Below are 17,859 nucleotides of genomic sequence, written 5' to 3'. Positions count from 1 at the left end.
TATGGTAATATGTTTTATCCAGCCGTCATATGATAGCTATCAAAGATAAGGTTCATGATCCAGAAAACCATAACCGATATTCTCAGATTGTTAGTACATATAATCTTTTCCCTTTCAAGGATTAAACTTATTTTTGCCGGTATAGTTAAGAAAGATAAGACATGCAGTACAATTTCAACGAAATTGAGGCCAAATGGCAGAAATATTGGGCTAAAAACCAAACTTTTAAAGCAGGGAATAATTCTGATAAGGAAAAATTTTATGTGTTGGATATGTTTCCGTACCCCTCAGGGGCCGGATTACATGTTGGGCATCCGTTAGGGTATATTGCCAGTGATATTTATGCACGCTACAAACGCCACAAAGGGTTTAATGTGTTACATCCCATGGGATATGATTCTTTCGGACTTCCTGCGGAGCAATATGCCATTCAAACAGGACAGCACCCCGCCATTACCACAGAGACCAACATTAAAAGGTATAGGGAACAATTGGATAAAATCGGTTTCTCTTTTGATTGGAGCCGCGAGGTGCGTACTTCTAACCCTAAATATTATAAATGGACCCAATGGGTCTTCATTCAGTTGTTCAATTCTTGGTACAATAAGGATACGGATAAGGCTGAGGATATTGAAACTTTGATCGCACTTTTCGAGAAGGAAGGTAATGCTAAGGTGAATGCTGTCTGTGATGATGATATCGTGGAATTCTCGGCAGCGGATTGGAAAGGGTTTTCAAATTCCGAACAACAAGGGATTTTATTGCAATACCGTTTGACATATTTAGCGGAAACCGAAGTGAATTGGTGTCCTGCATTGGGTACTGTTTTGGCGAATGATGAAATTGTAAACGGGGTTTCTGAACGTGGTGGCCACCCTGTAGTGCGTAAAAAAATGACGCAGTGGAGTATGCGGATCACGGCTTATGCACAGCGTTTGTTAGATGGTTTGGATAAGATTGATTGGCCACAACCCTTAAAAGATTCCCAGACCAATTGGATCGGGCGATCTGAAGGGGCATTGGTCACTTTTAAAACAATGGTTTCCGATACTGTCGGGAAGTCATATCCGATAGAGGTGTTCACCACCCGGCCCGATACCATTTTCGGGGTTAGTTTTATGACTTTGGCACCAGAACATGATTTGGTGCCCAAAATAACCACCCCGGAACAAAAAGCTGAGGTTAATGCATATATTGAAGCTACGGCCAAACGCTCAGAGCGTGATCGTATGGCCGACGTAAAGACCATTTCGGGGGCATTTACCGGAGCCTATGCAGAGCATCCGTTTACGAAAGAACCGATTCCTGTTTGGATCGGGGATTATGTGTTGGCGGGTTATGGTACAGGAGCGGTAATGTCGGTTCCATGTGGGGATCAGCGGGATTATGATTTCGCGAAGCATTTCAATATTCCCATTCCCAATATTTTCGAAGGAGTAGATATTTCAGAAGAAGCCTTTTCGGATAAGGGTTCTACGATAATCGCCAATTCGGATTTTCTAAACGGATTGCCTTATAAAAAAGCCGTAAAAAGAATCATTTTCGAGTTGGAGAAAATGGGTCAGGGTGAAGGAAAGATAAACTACCGACTACGGGATGCGGTATTCAGTCGTCAACGGTATTGGGGAGAACCTTTCCCTGTGTACTATGTAGACGGACTTCCACAAATGATCGATGCAGAGTATTTGCCGATTACCTTGCCGGAAGTTGAAAAATACTTGCCTACCGAAACCGGGGAGCCGCCTTTGGGCAATGCCACGGTCTGGGCCTGGGACCGCCTCAAGGCGGAAGTGGTTAAAAATGAATTGATTGATAATGTCAATGTATTTCCGTTGGAATTGAATACCATGCCCGGTTGGGCCGGTAGTTCCCAGTACTTTAACCGGTATATGGATCCTGGTAACGATGCGGCGATATTTTCACAGGACGCGATCAATTATTGGCAAGATGTGGATTTGTACATCGGAGGTAGTGAGCATGCTACGGGGCATTTGTTGTATTCCCGTTTTTGGCAAAAGTTCATGTTCGATAAAGGTTATGTGCCTAAGGATGAGTTTGCAAAAAAACTCATTAACCAAGGGATGATTACGGGGACGAGTGCTTTTATAAATAAAGTTGTAATTAATTGGGATCATGTAATGTTGGATACAGTCGGGTCCGGAAAGTATAGTATTGAAGATCAAAAGTATTTTCTTGAGAAAATAATTCCTATAATCAATGGAAAGGTATTTGTTTCCGAGGATATGAGGGATGAAGAAGATTTGTCGTCAATTATTTATAATATTTTAGAAGATGAAAAATTAGATATTAACAATCCATTTCTAAAGGAATGTCGTTTTAGTTATCTTAAAACTCACGTTGATGTAACATATGTAAATAATTCTGATGAATTAGATGTAGAGAAGGTTCAAAATTTTCGTTCTGATTTCAAAGATGCGAAATATGTCTATAATGGGGAGTTTAAGGTTTCTCGCGAGGTCGAAAAAATGTCCAAGTCCAAATACAATGTGGTAAGTCCGGATGAGATTTGCGAGGAATATGGGGCGGATAGTTTGCGTTTGTACGAAATGTTCCTAGGGCCTTTGGAGCAGTCCAAACCATGGAATACGGCAGGTATTTCAGGAACTCATGGTTTCTTGAAAAAATTGTGGCGTTTGTATTTTGATGAAAAAGGTGCCAAGTTCAATGATGTTGAGCCCACCAAAGACAATCTAAAGACCTTACATAAGACCATAAAAAAGGTAGAGGAAGATATTGAGAATTTCTCTTTCAATACTTCCGTATCTACATTCATGATCTGTGTAAACGAACTTTCGTCCCAGAAATGTACAAGTAAGAAGATTTTGGAACCTTTGGCTATATTGGTCTCGCCTTATGCACCGCATATTGCTGAAGAGCTTTGGGAGCAGTTGGGGCATAGCGAATCTATTGCAACGGCACCTTTCCCAATTTATGATGAAAGCCATTTGGTAGAGAGCAGTAAGCAATATCCCATATCTTTCAATGGTAAAATGCGCTTTATGCTGGAGTTGCCTTTGGATTTAGATAAAGAAGGGATAGAGGCGGCTGTAATGGCCCATGAAAAGACACAAAAACAATTAGAGGGTAGAACCCCTAAAAAGGTTATTGTGGTGCCAGGTAAAATCGTGAATATCGTGGGGTAATACCCTGCTTTTAAATATTTTAAGCCGCTTTTCATTTAGGAAAGCGGCTTTTTTATTAAATCTTTATTTTTACAAATAAAACGATTAACCCCCTTAAAAAATAAAATTAGTATACTAAAAAGGTTAAATATTAACGCATACCCCTAAAAAAAAGGGGTATAAAACGAAAAAAGTAAGTATTATAACGAATAGACCCCCTATTTTTGAAAATATAATTTTTTTAATCCAAACAATTGTCACAAATTTACCTGCATATTCTAAAAATCATATCCAATGAAAGTAGGTATTCCAAAAGAAATTAAGAACAATGAAAGTCGGGTGGGCATGACACCTGCCGGTGTTTTTGAATTGGTACATAAGAACCATAAGGTGTATGTACAATCCGGAGCTGGGGAAGGCAGTGGCTTTTCCGATGATGATTATAAACAGGTGGGTGCCATAATATTGGATACGATTGGTCAGGTGTATAGCATAAGTGAGATGATCGTAAAGGTCAAGGAACCTATAAAGGAAGAGTACGGCCTTATTCAAAAAGGGCAAGTGATATTCACTTATTTTCATTTTGCATCCAGTGAGCCTTTGACCAAAGCAATGATTGAAAGGGAAGCCATATGTATAGCATATGAAACGGTAGAAGATGAAGAGGGTACATTGCCTTTATTGACCCCAATGTCAGAAGTGGCCGGTAGAATGGCCATTCAGCAAGGGGCTAAATATCTCGAAAAGCCCAAAAAAGGGCGAGGGGTTCTGCTTGGTGGTGTTCCAGGTGTTCCTCCGGGAAGGGTATTGGTCTTAGGGGCTGGTATCGTTGGTATACAAGCTGCTAAAATGGCGGCCGGTTTAGGTGCCCATGTAACTATTCTAGATATAAACATGAAGCGATTGCGTTATGTTAATGATGTAATGCCAAGCCATGTGGTGACCGAGTTTTCCAATGAATACAACATAAGAAAACATGTGAAAACCCATGATTTGATAGTTGGTGGGGTATTGGTCAAAGGTGCCAAAGCCCCAAATTTGATTACAAAGGATATGCTGAAGACGATGCACCCGGGAGCAGTGATCGTTGATGTTGCCGTAGATCAAGGAGGCTGTGTTGAAACTACAAGGCCAACGACCCATGAGGATCCTATTTATATTATTGATGATGTGGTTCATTATTCAGTGGCCAATATGCCCGGTGCCGTGCCATACACCTCTACCGTAGCCCTTACCAATGTTACCTTACCTTATGTTTTGGCCTTGGCCAATAAAGGGTGGAGAAAAGCATGTGCCGAAGATGAGTCCTTGAGAAAGGGGCTGAACATCGTAGAAGGGGAAGTTATTTATAAAGAAATAATCGAGGCGTTCGGTTGGGATGCTGCAATGGCATAAACAGTACATTTTGTCAGTAAAATATACCCCGTCAATTTTGGCGGGGTTTTTGTTTTAATTATCATCCATCACAGAAAGATGGGAAACTTTAGTATTTTAGTAGATAATAGTTAAAACAGAAAAATTATGATGGGATATTATATATTGATCGGTGCCATAGCTCTTGTGAGTTGGTTGGTAAGTAGTAGGTTAAAAAGCAAATTCAAGCATTACTCCAAAGTGCATTTGCAAAATGGAATGAGTGGGGCTGAGATTGCAGAAAAAATGTTGGCCGATCATGGAATCAGGGATGTAAAAGTGGTTTCTACCCCAGGAATGCTGTCAGACCACTACAATCCAAAAAACAAGACCGTTAATTTGAGTGAGGGTGTTTATAGTCAAAGAAATGCCGCTGCCGCTGCCGTGGCCGCACATGAATGTGGCCATGCCGTACAGCATGCACAAGCTTATGAGTGGTTAACGTTAAGATCTAAGTTGGTGCCTGTGGTAAGTGTTACCTCGGGAATGTCTATGTGGGTTGTTTTCGGTGGATTAATGCTTGGTGCCGCAGCAGGTGTAGGATTGGGCTATTGGGTTGCCGTTGCAGGATTGGCCATGATGGCCATGGCCACTTTGTTCAGTTTTATAACCTTGCCTGTCGAGTATGATGCCAGTAATAGGGCGTTGGCATGGCTAAAGGCAAAGAATATCGTAACACAACAAGAATACAAAGGCTCTGAAGATGCCTTGAAATGGGCGGCAAGAACCTATTTGGTTGCTGCAATTGGCTCTTTGGCGACTTTGGTCTATTGGGGCTTACAAGTGTTGGGAGGCAGGGATTAATTTCTCGCTTTATGAATTTAAAAAGGACGCCATGAGCGTCCTTTTTTTATATGGTAATTTGCCTGTCTATCTGTTGATTCAGGGAAATGAAGGTTTCCGTTCTTGAGACACCTTCGATTTGTTGTATTTCTTTATTCAATACATGCATTAAATGTTCATTGTCCTTACAGAGTACTTTTATTAAGATGGACCAATTTCCCGTCGTGTAATGACATTCCAACACTTCTGGAATCTTTTCCAATTGTTTTACGGCTATGGGATTGCTCATGGCCTTATCCAAATAAATACCGATATAGGCCATTGTGGTGTAGCCTAAAACCTTGGGGTTGATTATGAACTTGGAACCCGCCAAAAGACCTGAAGCTTCCAGCTTTCGTAAACGTTGGTGGATCGCCGCACCGGATATACCTATGCTTCGTGCTATTTCAAGAACCGGTTTACGGGCATCTTCCATCAAAAATCTTAGGATTTTCTTGTCGATCCCGTCAATCTTAACATTTTTATCATCAGACTTCATAAGTGGGTTTCAAATTGAAAGTTAAAATACGAAATTTGAATTAAATCTTAATTGCCAACGCTATCGGGGTTATAACCCAAATAGGGAACATCGTATTCCTTAAAATCAATCCCATAATTTTTCAGCTCCTTTAGAATCGGGTCATAAGCCTCCTTTGCTATTGGTATTTGCACGCCTGGCGTCTTTATTTTATTATTAAGAATCAGGAGTGTTGCTATGGCTACGGGGAGCCCTACCGTTTTAGCCATTGCCGTATGGGTTCGATTTTCGCCGATGACAACCATATTGGCATCTATTTGAGATTTTTTGCCATTAAGCTCATAACCGAATTTATGGTACATAACGATCATGTCCTTATCATCCTCATCCAGTGTCCAACTATCTTCAAGGATCAATTGTAATATTTGTGCAGGCGTTGCATGGTCCAAGGTTATCTTCTTTTCTGCATCGAAAAGTTGTAATTCTGAGAGCATTTCCCACTTACTGTCATCTTGATCGATTTTCAGGTAGTGCCTAAGTTTCAGTTCTACCGAATCTGTGGGGGAATAGGGAAGGAATAAATTGGTGAATTCACGATATGACATTCCTTTTGAATTTTCAATGGTGTAACTGTCATCGGTCATTCCCAACTGAACGAGCATGTTCCATGCTTTTGAAAAACCTACCCTGCGCATGGTTCCCCTATATAGGGTGAGGGCGTCTTGTAAGCCATATGCTTCTCTGTATTTTAAAGAATCCCTATTGGCGTAACCCTCGAATTTACCATATCCCGCTATTTCGAAAAATTCGGTTCTTCTAAAAAGTTTGTGATAAGGTATGTATTTGTAGGTTCCTTCTTGAATGAACTTAGCCGCACCGCCTTGACCGGCAAGTACCACGTTCCTGGGGTTCCATGTAAATTTGTAGTTCCAGAGATTATCATCGCTTTCTGGGGCTACCAACCCGCCTGTAAAGGATTCGAACAATATCATTTTACCTCCTTTTGATCTAATGGAGTCTATAATCTGCATGGCACTCATATGATCAATACCCGGGTCTAGGCCAATCTCGTTCATAAAAATGAGCCCTTTCTTTTTTACAGCTTTATCCAAGGCTTGGATTTCTTCACTGATATAAGAAGCAGTGACAAGGTTTTTACTTAGCTCTAAACAATCCTGGGCTACTTTAATATGAAAACGCGCAGGAAGCATAGAGATAACGATGTCACTATCGCCAATGGCCTTTTTTCGATCTTTGTCTTGATGAATGTCTAATTTGATTACCGTGCAACTTGGATGTTCTTTTATTGAAGAAGGAATTCCTTCCGGGTTAATGTCACCAATGGTTAGATGTAGTTTTTCTATGCTGGACTTTTCCAAAATATAATCCAACAGATAGGAGGTTGACTTGCCGGCCCCAAGAATGAGTATTTTTCGCAACATTAACTTTGATTACTTTTACGGTTATAACGGTTTACTAAGATATCAAATTGTTACATTTATAAAAATAAAGGCTAGTTAAGTTATGAACAAAACAATATTTTCTGCTGGGGTTGTTTTTGGTGTTCTCGCTGTTGTTTTTGGCGCTTTTGGTGCACACGGTTTGGCAAAACTGATTGATGCTGATGCCTTGGTGACTTATGAAACCGGTGTTCGTTATCAAATGTACCACGCTTTGTTCCTGCTCGTTTTGGCGAATACCAAGTTTTTGGAGGTTCAGAAAAAGAAAACAGTTTTTTATTTGACGGTCTTGGGTGTTGTGCTGTTCTCGTTTTCCATTTATCTTTTGGCCATTAATTCTTTGACCTCCTTCGATTTTAAGAAAATTGCTTTGTTGACTCCGTTGGGAGGTAGTTTATTGATTTTAGGTTGGTTGGTTTTGGGGTATCGGGTAGTAAAAGGAAAGAAGGGCGGTGAAAATTAGTATTCACTTCCTGTATATAATATAATCACAAATAAAAGGCCTCATTTAAGAGGCCTCAAGTTTATTTTTTATTTACCGAAGTAATATATTTTTGCAATGCCATGGTCATTGACGGTGTATCGGGTGTAGGTGCTTTTATGTCTATTCTAAGTCCGGCTCCAGTCGCTGCCTTGACCGTTGAATTTCCAAATACCGCTATACGCGTATCATTTTGTTCAAAATCGGGAAAATTCTTAAGTAAGGATTCTATGCCCGACGGACTAAAGAATACCAAAACATCATAATATACATTCCTTAAATCGGAAAGATCGCTAATGACGGTTTTGTAGAATATACCCCGTGTCCAATTGATACCCAACTCGTCCAATGTTTCAGGTACTGTTGGTTTTAAAACATCTGAAGAGGGTAAAAGGAATTTTTCATCCTTGTATTTTTTGATTAACGGTACAAGGTCGTTGAAATTCATTTTGCCTACATAGATCTTGCGTTTACGGTATACTACGTATTTTTGCAAATAATAGGCAACGGCCTCTGATTGACAAAAGTACTTCATTGAATCAGGTACTTTAAAACGCATTTCATCGGCGATCCTAAAGAAATGATCTACGGCATTTCTACTGGTCAAGATAATGGCAGTGAAATTGTTCAGATCTATTTTTTGTTGACGAACACCTTTGGCATCAACCCCTTCAACATGGATAAATGGTCTAAAATCTACTTTAACTTTTTCTTTATCAATTAATCTGGAATAAGGGGAGTTTTCCATTTTAGGTTCAGGCTGCGAAACCAAAATCGTCTTTATTTTCATAAATCCTAATTTTTTAGGTAGCTCCCTATGAGGATGAGGGGAGCAATTTCAAGAGCGCAAAGGTACAAAATAAAATAGAAAAAATAGCTTGTGATCAAATTTTGATAATTCCTTAGAATTGTTATCCAGCCAATTATATTCAATAAAAGAATCAATAGAATAGCCGTGTAAACTACAATTTGGGAGTCTATAAGAATATAGGAAAGGATGATATTGGCGAAGAACATAATCATGCCACTATAATTAAAATACGACAACTTCTTAAATACGACCTCGGTAATCGTTTTTTGAATGCCAAAAATATAGGCATTGCCCAACTGCAATCCCAACTTAACGAAAAGAAAGAGTACCAAGGGCCCGATAATCCAAGGAAAGGCCTTGGCATCTGGGGTGTTTGTAGATTCGATAAAAACATCCTTGGCAAAGTATACAAAAATAGAAAAGTTAATGATGAGGAACAGTCCCCAGAACAGATTGAACCAATTAACAAGTTTTTCCTTTTTGTTGTACATGAAAATGTACTTATTGTTAAATGGTAAAATGATGAAATTCAAGAATCTGGAATAGAAGGCGCTTTTCGCCACTACAAGGAACACAAGGCTAAGAGTGACCAATACGGTTATCCAATCGTTGGGTGTTATGTTTCTTAGGACGGCCTCCATCAATCCAATTCAATTGTATTGCTGTTCAACCCGTATTGCAAATCATTCTCTGAAATCACCATTTTAAAATACTTTGGCAAATTGGTTGTTTTGGGTTTTGGTAGTTTAAACGTAAAAAGGGTTGAATCATTGGCTGATAGCTGGGTTATTTTATCATTCTCGGGAACTAAATCGATGGGAATCAATTCTTGGAATTGTTTTGAACCGTTCAAATAAGCAATGGCGAACTTTAGTTTGCTCAACCCGATATCCTCTTTATAAGGATTATATACGGTCACGGAATGTTCCGTATCGTTCAATTCGAATTTTTCATCGTTAACGATGCATCGTAGTTTTCTGAAGGACTCAAAATCATCTATGAAAACACCATAATAAATGCTTCCACTTTTCTTAGGGAACGCTAGTTTGTTTTTTTTCAGGTATTTTGAAATATAGAGTATTTTCTTGTGTTGAACCGCTTTTTCAGAATCATCTATCGAATACTGGTTTTGGCGGTAATGGATGTTGTTTAGCGAAAATGAGGTTTTCCCGGTATAAAAGGCATACATGGGGGCGTTTCGGTAAGAATTCTCAAATACAACGGGATTATCACCAGCCTCCGATTGTATTTTTTTCATCCAAGCTTTATTGCCATGTGTCTCGTAATTCACGGGAAATAAAGGCTCGTAGATCAAACCTACCCTAAGGAATAGGATAATGACAATGTTTATAATGCCAAGTCTATAGATCCATTTACGAATTTTACCATTCTCTAGCATATAATTGTACACTAAAATAGCCATTGGTATCGATACTACGATTATCCATTGGGTCTGTACCCTTCTGTTAAAACTAGAAATGAAAAAGAAAATCAGGACACCATAGGTCAAATATAGAAGGGCCTTTGTAAAAAGGTCTTTTGATTTGCTTTTAAACAGTGCATAATAGACAAATGGGAATGTCAATCCGAAAATCGCAACTAAGTTCACTAAGAACCCTAAAGTGTATTTGTTAAAGTTATATGGGGCATTGGGTCGCTCAAAAAGATGGTATTTTATCGATACGAAATCATGTTCGTACAGCCATATAAAATGTGGGGTATAGCAGATTAATGACGTAATTACAGCAAGCCATGCATATTTATTGAGAATCAATTTAATATTCGATAGCAATACAAAGAATATTACCAGGACCGCATGGTATTTGCTGTACATTAGTGCGGCCATGACAATGCCCATGAAAATTGCAAGAATAAATGATGGTTTTGCTATAAAACGTTTGTATACCAATAAAAACAAGGCCGTAAAAAAGAGTAGAGGTGTATCTGGGAGGGTGAAAAAACCATAGGCATTAAGCAAGGTCATGGAAAAAACCAACGCAAAAAAATGTGGTATGTACTTTTTCTTTGCCGGGTTGTCAATGGCCAACCATAATAGAATGAACGTACCAATCGATAAAAGGCAACTAACGAAACGAACCCCCAATTCACCATTGAAAAATACATTACCGATCTTGATCATTAAAGCCACCATGGGCGGGTGGTCAAAATACCCCCATGCCAATTCTTTGGCATAATGCCAATAGTATGCCTCATCAAAAATCAGTGGCGTAAAAAAGGCCTGCAATAGGTTCAGTACCAATATGGCACCTAATACATAAAGAAAAAGTTTGGGTAATTTAAATGACATCAAGAATTGTTGGTTTAGCCGCAAAATTACAAATTATAGGTGGTATCCAAAGGTTAAAAAAAATGATAAATAGCTGGTTCAAATTCTTCGAGAGGTTTTAAAATACTATTTTTGTGAAAATTGAAATAAGATTATGGCAGGTAGTTTGGTCATTATCCCCACCTATAACGAGATTGAGAATATAGATGCCATAATTAGGGCCGTTTTCGCGTTAAAGAAAGATTTTCATGTACTTATCGTAGATGATAATTCACCTGATGGCACTGCTGATCACGTGAAGGGGATGCAGGAAGAATTCCCAAATAGATTGTTCGTTGAGGTTCGGCATGAAAAATCCGGATTGGGTACCGCTTACATTCACGGGTTTAAATGGGCAATTGCCCGCAAGTATGATTATATTTTTGAGATGGATGCGGATTTTTCCCATAATCCGACGGATCTTCTTCGACTTCTTAAGGCGTGTGAAAATGGGGCAGACGTGGCCGTAGGGTCTCGGTATAAAAAAGGGGTCAATGTCGTTGACTGGCCGCTACACCGTATTCTATTGTCTTATGGGGCATCGTTTTACGTAAAATTAATTACCGGTATGCGTGTGCACGATCCCACAGCCGGATTTGTATGTTACAGAAGGCATGTTCTCGAAAATATCAATCTTGATTCGGTGCGGTTCGTGGGTTATGCTTTTCAGATTGAAATGAAGTTTAGGGCCCATTTGAAAAAGTATAAAATCGAGGAAGTCTCGATTATTTTCAAGGATAGGGAAAAGGGGAAATCGAAAATGAGTTCTTCTATTATAAGTGAGGCCGTTTTCGGGGTCATGAAAATGAAGTTAAAAAGTATTTTCCAAAAAAATAAATTCTGATTATGGCTACTAGGGTGCTGATAAAAAATGCAAAAATTGTCAATGAGAACAGGATATATGAGTCCGATGTTCTTATTGAGGATGATCTGATTGTAAAAATAGACGGCTCTATTAGTGATTCAACTGCGAAGGTCATAGATGCTTCCGGCCGTATTTTACTTCCGGGGGTTATAGACGATCAAGTGCATTTTCGTGAACCCGGTTTAACCCATAAAGGTAATATAGCCTCTGAAAGTAGGGCTGCAGTAGCGGGAGGAATCACAACTTTTATGGAGCAACCCAATACCATACCCCAAACAACGACCATAGAAAAGTTGGAGGAGAAGTTCGCACTTGCAGCGGAAACTTCCTTTGCCAATTATTCATTTTTGTTCGGTGGAACCAATGATAACCTAGAAGAAATAAAAAAACTTGACCGGAATGCCTGTTCGGGAATAAAACTGTTTCTGGGATCTTCTACAGGGAACATGTTGGTCGATGACGAGGAAGTCATTGAAAAAATCTTCAGGAATACGGAAATGGTAATCTCCGCACATTGTGAGGACGAATCTACCATTAAACAAAATCTGGCCTTATACAAAGAAAAATACGGAGACGATATTCCGGTAAAATACCATCCGTTGATCCGTAGTGCCGAGGCATGTTATCTTTCTTCTTCGAAAGCGATTGCCCTTGCAAAGAAAACCGGTGCAAGGTTTCATGTTTTCCATTTGTCAACGGGAATTGAGACCGATTTGTTCCGGAATGACATTCCGTTAGAGGAAAAGAAGATAACGGCGGAAGTCTGTATTCACCATCTTTGGTTTTCTGATGCTGATTATGACACTAAGGGAACTTTGATCAAATGGAACCCAGCCGTGAAAACGGCAGAGGACCGCTCTAAGCTTTGGGATGCGCTTCTGGACGATAGAATAGATGTAATAGCTACAGATCATGCCCCACATACTTTAGAGGAAAAGAGTAATGTGTATACCCAAGCCCCTTCAGGCGGGCCATTGGTTCAGCATGCCTTGCCTGCTATGTTGCAAAAGTATCATGAAGGTGTTATTTCTTTGGAAAAACTTGTCGAAAAGATGTGTCATAATCCCGCAAAATTATTTGAAATCGAAAAAAGGGGTTTTATCAGGGAAGGGTATTTTGCCGATTTGGTACTTGTTGATTTGAATGACTCCTGGCAGGTATCGAAAAATAATATTGCCTACAAATGTGGTTGGTCTCCATTTGATGAAACTATTTTTAAATCAAAGGTTACCCACACTTTCGTAAACGGTCATTTGGCCTACGAAGAAGGGAAGTTCTCCGGGGAACGGAATGCAAAACGCTTAACATTCAATAGGCCGTAATGAAAAAACTTATTGCCATAACATTTGTTTTGTTCTTTTTTTCCTGTAGTGAAAAATTGATCAAGAAACCGGATGATTTAATTCCCAAAGATCAAATGGTCAATATTCTAAATGATATGGCCATTTTAAATGCGGCCAAGAATGCCAATGAAAGTAAATTGATTGAAAACAATATAGAACCTACGAACTATATTTTTGAAAAATATGGCATTGATAGCCTACAATTCGTAAACAGCGACAACTATTATGCTTCCTTGCCCAGAGAGTACGAGGAAATATATAAGCAAGTAGAGGAGTTGCTCGATAAAGAGAAAGAACGCGTAGCTGCAGAAAAGGAAACAAAGGATAGTTTGTTACAACAGAGTAAGTTGAAAAACAGTCCTATTAAAAAACGTACTTTGAACAAGGTTAAGGATACTCTTCCCTGAATCTTTCAGAACAGAACAGAATGCATTCGTCTAGGTTTTCAAATTCAAAACCTAACATTTCCATGATTTTACCATTGTCATAAATTTCGGTATTTCTTAATGAATTTATTGTTTTCTTCGTTATTCGTCTTTTATTACCCGTTATTGAACTGCTGAAGAAATCAAAGAAACGGAGTAGATGTAACTGCCAAAATCTCAACATTTTTGATGGGGCCTTTTTATCAATGGCATTCGCAAGTCGTGTTAATATATCTTTGTAAGTCATGTTTTCAGAGACAGCAATGAATCGTTGGTTAATGATTTTCGACTGCATCAATTCAACCATTATTTTCACAACATCATTTATGGTGATAAAACCCGTACCACTGGGGGGATAATAATCCCTTGCCCGATAGGCGGTTGTAAAGAGATTGCCACTGCCTTGTTCCCAGAATCCCGGACCTATGATCACCCCCGGATTTACAATAACAACATCCAACCCTTCTTGGGACCCTCGCCAAACTTCCATTTCGGCCCTGTATTTTGTAAGGGCGTACACATTGGCATCCTGGCCTGCCCAATCATTTTTTTCATTGGCTTTCTGCCCCTCTAAACTTTTTCCGATGGCCCCGATAGTGCTTACATAACAAAGTTTATTAATGGAATTCGAGAGACAGAGGTTTACGATATTCGCCGTACCCTGGACATTAGCTTTTTTCAGTTTGTAATAATCCTTTGGGTCAAATGAGATCATGGCCGCAGCATGGTACACATAATCGATATTCTTAAAGGCAATATCCAAGGCCGGAATGTCATTGATATCGGCCAAAACCCATTCGATTTGCCCAAAAAGTCCGGAAGCATTTTCGGTATAGTAGGAAAAGACTTTTTCCACTCGGTTTAAATTGCTGCCATCCCTATAAATTGCACGTACCTTTGTATTGTTTTGGAGTAAATGCAACAAAAGATGCGCCCCTACCAATCCTGTACCACCTGTTACCAAAACCATGTTCCAAATTTAGGTAAATGAAGTCTAATAAAACCAATTTCAAATAGGGAAAGGCAATGTAATTCCTTTTATATTTGCAGCTGTTATCATAATAAATTTTGAAATGCGCACAAATTTCGTTGAAGAATTAGGATGGAGGGGAATGTTACATGATGCCATGCCTGGCACCGAAGAACACTTAATGACGGGAATGCAATCCGCATATGTAGGTATTGATCCTACTGCTGATTCACTGCATATTGGACACTTGGTAGGGGTAATGATGCTTCGCCATTTTCAATTGGCCGGTCATAAGCCATATGCCTTATTAGGAGGTGCAACGGGTATGATCGGGGATCCATCGGGTAAATCGCAAGAACGTAATCTTTTGGACGAGGAAACCTTGCGTACGAATCAAGAGGCTTTAAAAGCGCAATTAAGCAAGTTCTTGGATTTTGATAGTGATGCTGAAAATGCAGCGATATTGGTCAACAATTATGATTGGATGAAGAACTTCTCTTTCTTGGAATTCATCAGGGACGTTGGTAAGCATATTACTGTAAATTATATGATGGCGAAAGACTCCGTGAAGAAAAGATTGTCCAGCGAGTCAAAAGAAGGTATGTCTTTCACTGAATTTACGTATCAATTGGTGCAGGGCTATGATTTTCTACATCTATATCAGCAAAATAATTGCACGCTTCAAATGGGGGGTAGCGACCAATGGGGCAATATAACCACGGGTACTGAGCTAATTAGGCGTATAGGTGGTGGTAAAGGCTATGCTTTAACGTGTCCTTTGATTACAAAGGCCGATGGCACCAAGTTTGGTAAAACGGAAGGTGGTAATGTTTGGTTGGATCCTAACAGGACATCGCCCTATAAATTTTATCAGTATTGGTTGAACACCTCTGATGATGATGCAGCAAAATATATAAAGATATTCACCTTCTTGACCAAGGATGAAATAGAAGGTTTGATTACCGAACATGCCGAGGCTCCTCATCTACGGGTACTGCAAAAGCGTTTGGCCGATGAGATTACGGTCATGGTGCATTCCCAAGAAGATTTGGACAATGCCAAAAAGGCCAGTACTATCCTTTTTGGAAAATCGACCTCTAAAGACCTTAAGGGATTGGATGAAAAGACTTTTCTCGATGTTTTTGAAGGAGTTCCGCAAGCGAATATCGCAATGTCCGAATTGGATGGTGGATTGGATATGATAGGGGCTTTGGCTGCCAAAACAGGGTTTTTAGGTTCTAATGGGGAAGCTAGAAGGGAATTGAAGCAGAATTCGATTTCGGTGAACAAGGAAAAAGTAAAAGAAGATTACCTTATTACTGCCGAAGACCTCATTAACAATAAATATGTCTTGTTGCAGCGCGGTAAAAAGAACTATTTTGTTTTGGTCGCCGATTAACGGGATTTCCCAGTTTCTTTTACACCACCATAAGGTTGCAACCACGAATATCGGAGTTGTCAAAACGACCCAAGATTTCAAAAAGCCCGTTCTCATGGTTTTTCCCTAAATCTTGTGTGGCAATGAACGAACACGAATTGATATTGGCCAGGTCAATTACATTAATGCCTCCGGTTTTTCCATCATTGAGATAGCTTAATGGGTCTTCGGTATCCCGAATCAACAGTTTCATCCAAGGAGGTGTTTTGAAAATACCGTTTCCTTTTGAGTAGGCTTGTGAAAGTAATTCGGTCATTCCGTATTCTGAATGTATTTTTTCGACACCGAACCCTCTTTTTAAGATATCGTGCAGTTCTTCCCTGATCAATTCTTTTCGACGGCCTTTCATGCCTCCTGTTTCCATGATTATGGTGTTGTTTAGTTTTAGGGAGTGGTTTTCGACCAAATCAAGTAATGCGAATGAAACACCTATGAGCAATATTTTTTTTCCTTCCTTATCTAATCGTATTAGGGTTTTTGTCAGCTTTTCTATTTCATCCAAATAGAACCCACTTTCAGGATGTTGGCTCTTTTCTATAAGATCATTGACCATATAGATCAAGGAAGATCCACTACGTTCCAAATAAGAAGGTAGTAAAGCTAAAATGCAATAATCTGACACATCACCATAAAAATGGGTAAAACCTTTGTGGAAACTCTGTTCATAGAGCTTTAATTCGGTCACATAGTGTTTACTTGTAACCTGACCTGTAGTTCCACTACTAGAGAATATAATTTGTTCTTTATTTTGGGAAGAAACCACTTTTTTGGTCTTGAAAAAGTCTATCGGTAAAAAGGGTATCTGCTTCAGTTCAATTACATTAGTTCGGTTTTTGCCTAAATAAAGACAAAACTCCCCATATACCGGATTGTTCTTTAGCTGGTGCCTAAAAACATCAAGGGCAATATGTTCAAACTCTTCTTCGGAGTTGATATTGAAAATTTGTGTAGTATCGATCATTGTTCTCTTGACAACAAAGGTAATGATACGACAAAATCATTTGTTTTAAAAATGGGCTTATTTTACCACTAATTTACGGGTAATGGTATGGTTGTTCTCTGTTACCTGAAGTACATAAACCCCGGGGATCAATCTAGATATGTTCAATTGGGTGTTCAAGATTTTCTCGGTGAGGACCACTTCCCCGAAAACATCATATACAATGATTTCTTTTCTTCCGTTCTTTTTGGTATTTATGTAAACGACATCTTCGAAAGCAGGATTGGGATAAAGTTTAAATCCTGGGATTTCCATATTTTGAACAAAGGCATAATCCACTGGTTCTTGTGCAAAAAGTGCAATAGAGGACACCATAAATAGGAGTAGGTAGAGTTTTTTCATTGGTATTGATTTGGGATCAACACTATAAAGATACTGAAAGAGGATACTTACAAAATAGAAATGTTGTGAAATTCGATTAAATGTAGGTCAATGAATCAAACTATGTGTTTCGTCGATGATTTGTGCAGTTCATCGAATGTGGTTTTTGGGGTGTTAGGGTGTATTTTCCGAATAACTATTTAATAATCAGCTTTCTGGTGGCTATTTTGTTTTTTTCAAAAACACGAAGTACATATACTCCGGCATCCAATTCGGAAACATTCAATTCTTCCCTAAGTAATGTAGTTTCCATAACCTGCGTTCCCAAAACATCAAAAATCAGTATTTTTTTCGGGGCTTTTTCTTTGGTAACAATGTAGACTTTGCCGTTTGTGACGGGGTTGGGGTATAATTTAAAGCCCATAATATCCCCGTTTGGCTTTGCATCCTGTGCATAGCCTAAAGAAATAAAAAGAAAAAAGAATACAACGTAAAGTTTCTTCATATAAATACTTATCGCAAACGGTATGCCACAAATATAATAATATATGTAACCCATGATT

The 17,859-nt window shown here is 39.1% G+C and carries 17 protein-coding genes; 8 read left to right on the top strand and 9 right to left on the bottom strand.

Features of this window, described 5'->3' with window-relative positions; translation table 11 throughout:
• Positions 1–161 precede the first annotated feature (161 nt).
• The 3 genes from GJ691_RS01575 to GJ691_RS01565 all read left to right on the top strand — a co-directional run bounded on the left by GJ691_RS01575 (position 162) and on the right by GJ691_RS01565 (position 5,360).
• Positions 162–3,164 carry a leucine--tRNA ligase gene (locus GJ691_RS01575; protein ID WP_154363075.1) on the top strand — a complete coding sequence of 1,001 codons (3,003 nt, stop codon included), beginning with the start codon at positions 162–164 and terminating at the stop codon, positions 3,162–3,164.
• 273 nt (positions 3,165–3,437) lie between these two features.
• A complete protein-coding gene (gene ald / locus GJ691_RS01570) occupies positions 3,438–4,538 on the top strand; it encodes an alanine dehydrogenase (protein WP_154363073.1) in 1,101 nt (366 codons plus the stop codon).
• Positions 4,539–4,664: 126 nt separating this feature from the next.
• A complete protein-coding gene (locus GJ691_RS01565; protein WP_154363071.1) occupies positions 4,665–5,360 on the top strand; it encodes a zinc metallopeptidase in 696 nt (231 codons plus the stop codon).
• 46 nt (positions 5,361–5,406) lie between these two features.
• On the opposite strand, the gene GJ691_RS01560 is transcribed toward GJ691_RS01565, so the two are convergent.
• Together GJ691_RS01560 and GJ691_RS01555 are read right to left on the bottom strand one after the other, a co-directional pair.
• Entirely contained in the window at positions 5,407–5,877 is a 471-nt protein-coding gene (locus tag GJ691_RS01560) for an Lrp/AsnC ligand binding domain-containing protein (RefSeq protein ID WP_154363070.1), read from the bottom strand.
• A gap of 47 nt (positions 5,878–5,924) precedes the next feature.
• The gene (locus GJ691_RS01555) at positions 5,925–7,298 is read right to left on the bottom strand and encodes a saccharopine dehydrogenase family protein (RefSeq protein WP_154363068.1); all 1,374 of its coding nucleotides are present in this window, start codon (positions 7,296–7,298) and stop codon (positions 5,925–5,927) included.
• Positions 7,299–7,380: 82 nt separating this feature from the next.
• Here GJ691_RS01555 and GJ691_RS01550 point away from each other — a divergent pair, with 82 nt between their 5' ends.
• A complete protein-coding gene (locus GJ691_RS01550; protein ID WP_154363066.1) occupies positions 7,381–7,779 on the top strand; it encodes a DUF423 domain-containing protein in 399 nt (132 codons plus the stop codon).
• Between the two features lie 61 nt (positions 7,780–7,840).
• On the opposite strand, the gene GJ691_RS01545 is transcribed toward GJ691_RS01550, so the two are convergent.
• The 3 genes from GJ691_RS01545 to GJ691_RS01535 are packed head-to-tail and all read right to left on the bottom strand — an operon-like array spanning position 7,841 to position 10,916.
• A complete protein-coding gene (locus GJ691_RS01545; RefSeq protein WP_154363064.1) occupies positions 7,841–8,587 on the bottom strand; it encodes a uroporphyrinogen-III synthase in 747 nt (248 codons plus the stop codon).
• 5 nt (positions 8,588–8,592) lie between these two features.
• The gene (locus GJ691_RS01540; protein ID WP_154363062.1) at positions 8,593–9,249 is read right to left on the bottom strand and encodes a DUF4271 domain-containing protein; all 657 of its coding nucleotides are present in this window, start codon (positions 9,247–9,249) and stop codon (positions 8,593–8,595) included.
• Positions 9,249–10,916, bottom strand: coding sequence for an ArnT family glycosyltransferase (locus tag GJ691_RS01535; RefSeq protein WP_154363060.1), 1,668 nt, complete (start codon positions 10,914–10,916; stop codon positions 9,249–9,251). Before GJ691_RS01535 ends, GJ691_RS01540 begins: the two co-directional genes overlap by 1 nt.
• A 133-nt stretch (positions 10,917–11,049) precedes the next feature.
• On the opposite strand from GJ691_RS01535, the gene GJ691_RS01530 reads away from it, so the two are divergent.
• Genes GJ691_RS01530 through GJ691_RS01520 form a run of 3 tightly spaced genes read left to right on the top strand, consistent with a single transcriptional unit; the run spans position 11,050 to position 13,549 of the window.
• Positions 11,050–11,778, top strand: a complete 729-nt coding sequence (locus tag GJ691_RS01530; protein ID WP_154363059.1) for a polyprenol monophosphomannose synthase — start codon at positions 11,050–11,052, stop codon at positions 11,776–11,778.
• Positions 11,779–11,780: 2 nt separating this feature from the next.
• Entirely contained in the window at positions 11,781–13,121 is a 1,341-nt protein-coding gene (locus GJ691_RS01525) for a dihydroorotase (RefSeq protein WP_154363057.1), read from the top strand.
• A complete protein-coding gene (locus tag GJ691_RS01520) occupies positions 13,121–13,549 on the top strand; it encodes a DUF4296 domain-containing protein (protein ID WP_154363055.1) in 429 nt (142 codons plus the stop codon). The genes GJ691_RS01525 and GJ691_RS01520 overlap by 1 nt, the downstream gene beginning before the upstream one ends.
• Here GJ691_RS01520 and GJ691_RS01515 read toward each other — a convergent pair.
• Positions 13,530–14,537, bottom strand: coding sequence for an NAD-dependent epimerase/dehydratase family protein (locus tag GJ691_RS01515; protein WP_154363054.1), 1,008 nt, complete (start codon positions 14,535–14,537; stop codon positions 13,530–13,532). The genes GJ691_RS01520 and GJ691_RS01515 overlap by 20 nt on opposite strands.
• A gap of 103 nt (positions 14,538–14,640) precedes the next feature.
• On the opposite strand from GJ691_RS01515, the gene tyrS reads away from it, so the two are divergent.
• Positions 14,641–15,936, top strand: a complete 1,296-nt coding sequence (gene tyrS / locus GJ691_RS01510; protein ID WP_154363052.1) for a tyrosine--tRNA ligase — start codon at positions 14,641–14,643, stop codon at positions 15,934–15,936.
• A gap of 19 nt (positions 15,937–15,955) precedes the next feature.
• Here the strand turns inward: tyrS and GJ691_RS01505 are convergent, their stop codons facing one another.
• From GJ691_RS01505 to GJ691_RS01495, 3 genes are all read right to left on the bottom strand, one after another.
• Positions 15,956–16,936 carry a LuxE/PaaK family acyltransferase gene (locus GJ691_RS01505; RefSeq protein WP_154363049.1) on the bottom strand — a complete coding sequence of 327 codons (981 nt, stop codon included), beginning with the start codon at positions 16,934–16,936 and terminating at the stop codon, positions 15,956–15,958.
• A gap of 57 nt (positions 16,937–16,993) precedes the next feature.
• Complete coding sequence (locus GJ691_RS01500) at positions 16,994–17,317, bottom strand: T9SS type A sorting domain-containing protein (RefSeq protein WP_154363047.1); 324 nt, start codon at positions 17,315–17,317, stop codon at positions 16,994–16,996.
• Between the two features lie 175 nt (positions 17,318–17,492).
• The gene (locus GJ691_RS01495; protein WP_154363045.1) at positions 17,493–17,801 is read right to left on the bottom strand and encodes a T9SS type A sorting domain-containing protein; all 309 of its coding nucleotides are present in this window, start codon (positions 17,799–17,801) and stop codon (positions 17,493–17,495) included.
• Positions 17,802–17,859 lie beyond the last annotated feature (58 nt).

The sequence above is a fragment of the Maribacter luteus genome, assembly GCF_009674825.1.
GTDB classification, from domain to species: domain Bacteria; phylum Bacteroidota; class Bacteroidia; order Flavobacteriales; family Flavobacteriaceae; genus Maribacter_A; species Maribacter_A luteus.
The sequence above is the reverse complement of the archived record's forward strand: the minus strand, read 5'-3'. Positions and strand labels throughout refer to the sequence as shown.

Bases quoted from the DNA above. Each gene is read 5' to 3' on its own strand.
- GJ691_RS01575 (WP_154363075.1), top strand. From the start codon at position 162: ATGCAGTACAATTTCAACGAAATTGAGGCCAAATGGCAGAAATATTGG.
- ald (WP_154363073.1), top strand. From the start codon at position 3,438: ATGAAAGTAGGTATTCCAAAAGAAATTAAGAACAATGAAAGTCGGGTG.
- GJ691_RS01565 (WP_154363071.1), top strand. From the start codon at position 4,665: ATGATGGGATATTATATATTGATCGGTGCCATAGCTCTTGTGAGTTGG.
- GJ691_RS01560 (WP_154363070.1), bottom strand. From the start codon at position 5,877: ATGAAGTCTGATGATAAAAATGTTAAGATTGACGGGATCGACAAGAAA.
- GJ691_RS01555 (WP_154363068.1), bottom strand. From the start codon at position 7,298: ATGTTGCGAAAAATACTCATTCTTGGGGCCGGCAAGTCAACCTCCTAT.
- GJ691_RS01550 (WP_154363066.1), top strand. From the start codon at position 7,381: ATGAACAAAACAATATTTTCTGCTGGGGTTGTTTTTGGTGTTCTCGCT.
- GJ691_RS01545 (WP_154363064.1), bottom strand. From the start codon at position 8,587: ATGAAAATAAAGACGATTTTGGTTTCGCAGCCTGAACCTAAAATGGAA.
- GJ691_RS01540 (WP_154363062.1), bottom strand. From the start codon at position 9,249: ATGGAGGCCGTCCTAAGAAACATAACACCCAACGATTGGATAACCGTA.
- GJ691_RS01535 (WP_154363060.1), bottom strand. From the start codon at position 10,916: ATGTCATTTAAATTACCCAAACTTTTTCTTTATGTATTAGGTGCCATA.
- GJ691_RS01530 (WP_154363059.1), top strand. From the start codon at position 11,050: ATGGCAGGTAGTTTGGTCATTATCCCCACCTATAACGAGATTGAGAAT.
- GJ691_RS01525 (WP_154363057.1), top strand. From the start codon at position 11,781: ATGGCTACTAGGGTGCTGATAAAAAATGCAAAAATTGTCAATGAGAAC.
- GJ691_RS01520 (WP_154363055.1), top strand. From the start codon at position 13,121: ATGAAAAAACTTATTGCCATAACATTTGTTTTGTTCTTTTTTTCCTGT.
- GJ691_RS01515 (WP_154363054.1), bottom strand. From the start codon at position 14,537: ATGGTTTTGGTAACAGGTGGTACAGGATTGGTAGGGGCGCATCTTTTG.
- tyrS (WP_154363052.1), top strand. From the start codon at position 14,641: ATGCGCACAAATTTCGTTGAAGAATTAGGATGGAGGGGAATGTTACAT.
- GJ691_RS01505 (WP_154363049.1), bottom strand. From the start codon at position 16,936: ATGATCGATACTACACAAATTTTCAATATCAACTCCGAAGAAGAGTTT.
- GJ691_RS01500 (WP_154363047.1), bottom strand. From the start codon at position 17,317: ATGAAAAAACTCTACCTACTCCTATTTATGGTGTCCTCTATTGCACTT.
- GJ691_RS01495 (WP_154363045.1), bottom strand. From the start codon at position 17,801: ATGAAGAAACTTTACGTTGTATTCTTTTTTCTTTTTATTTCTTTAGGC.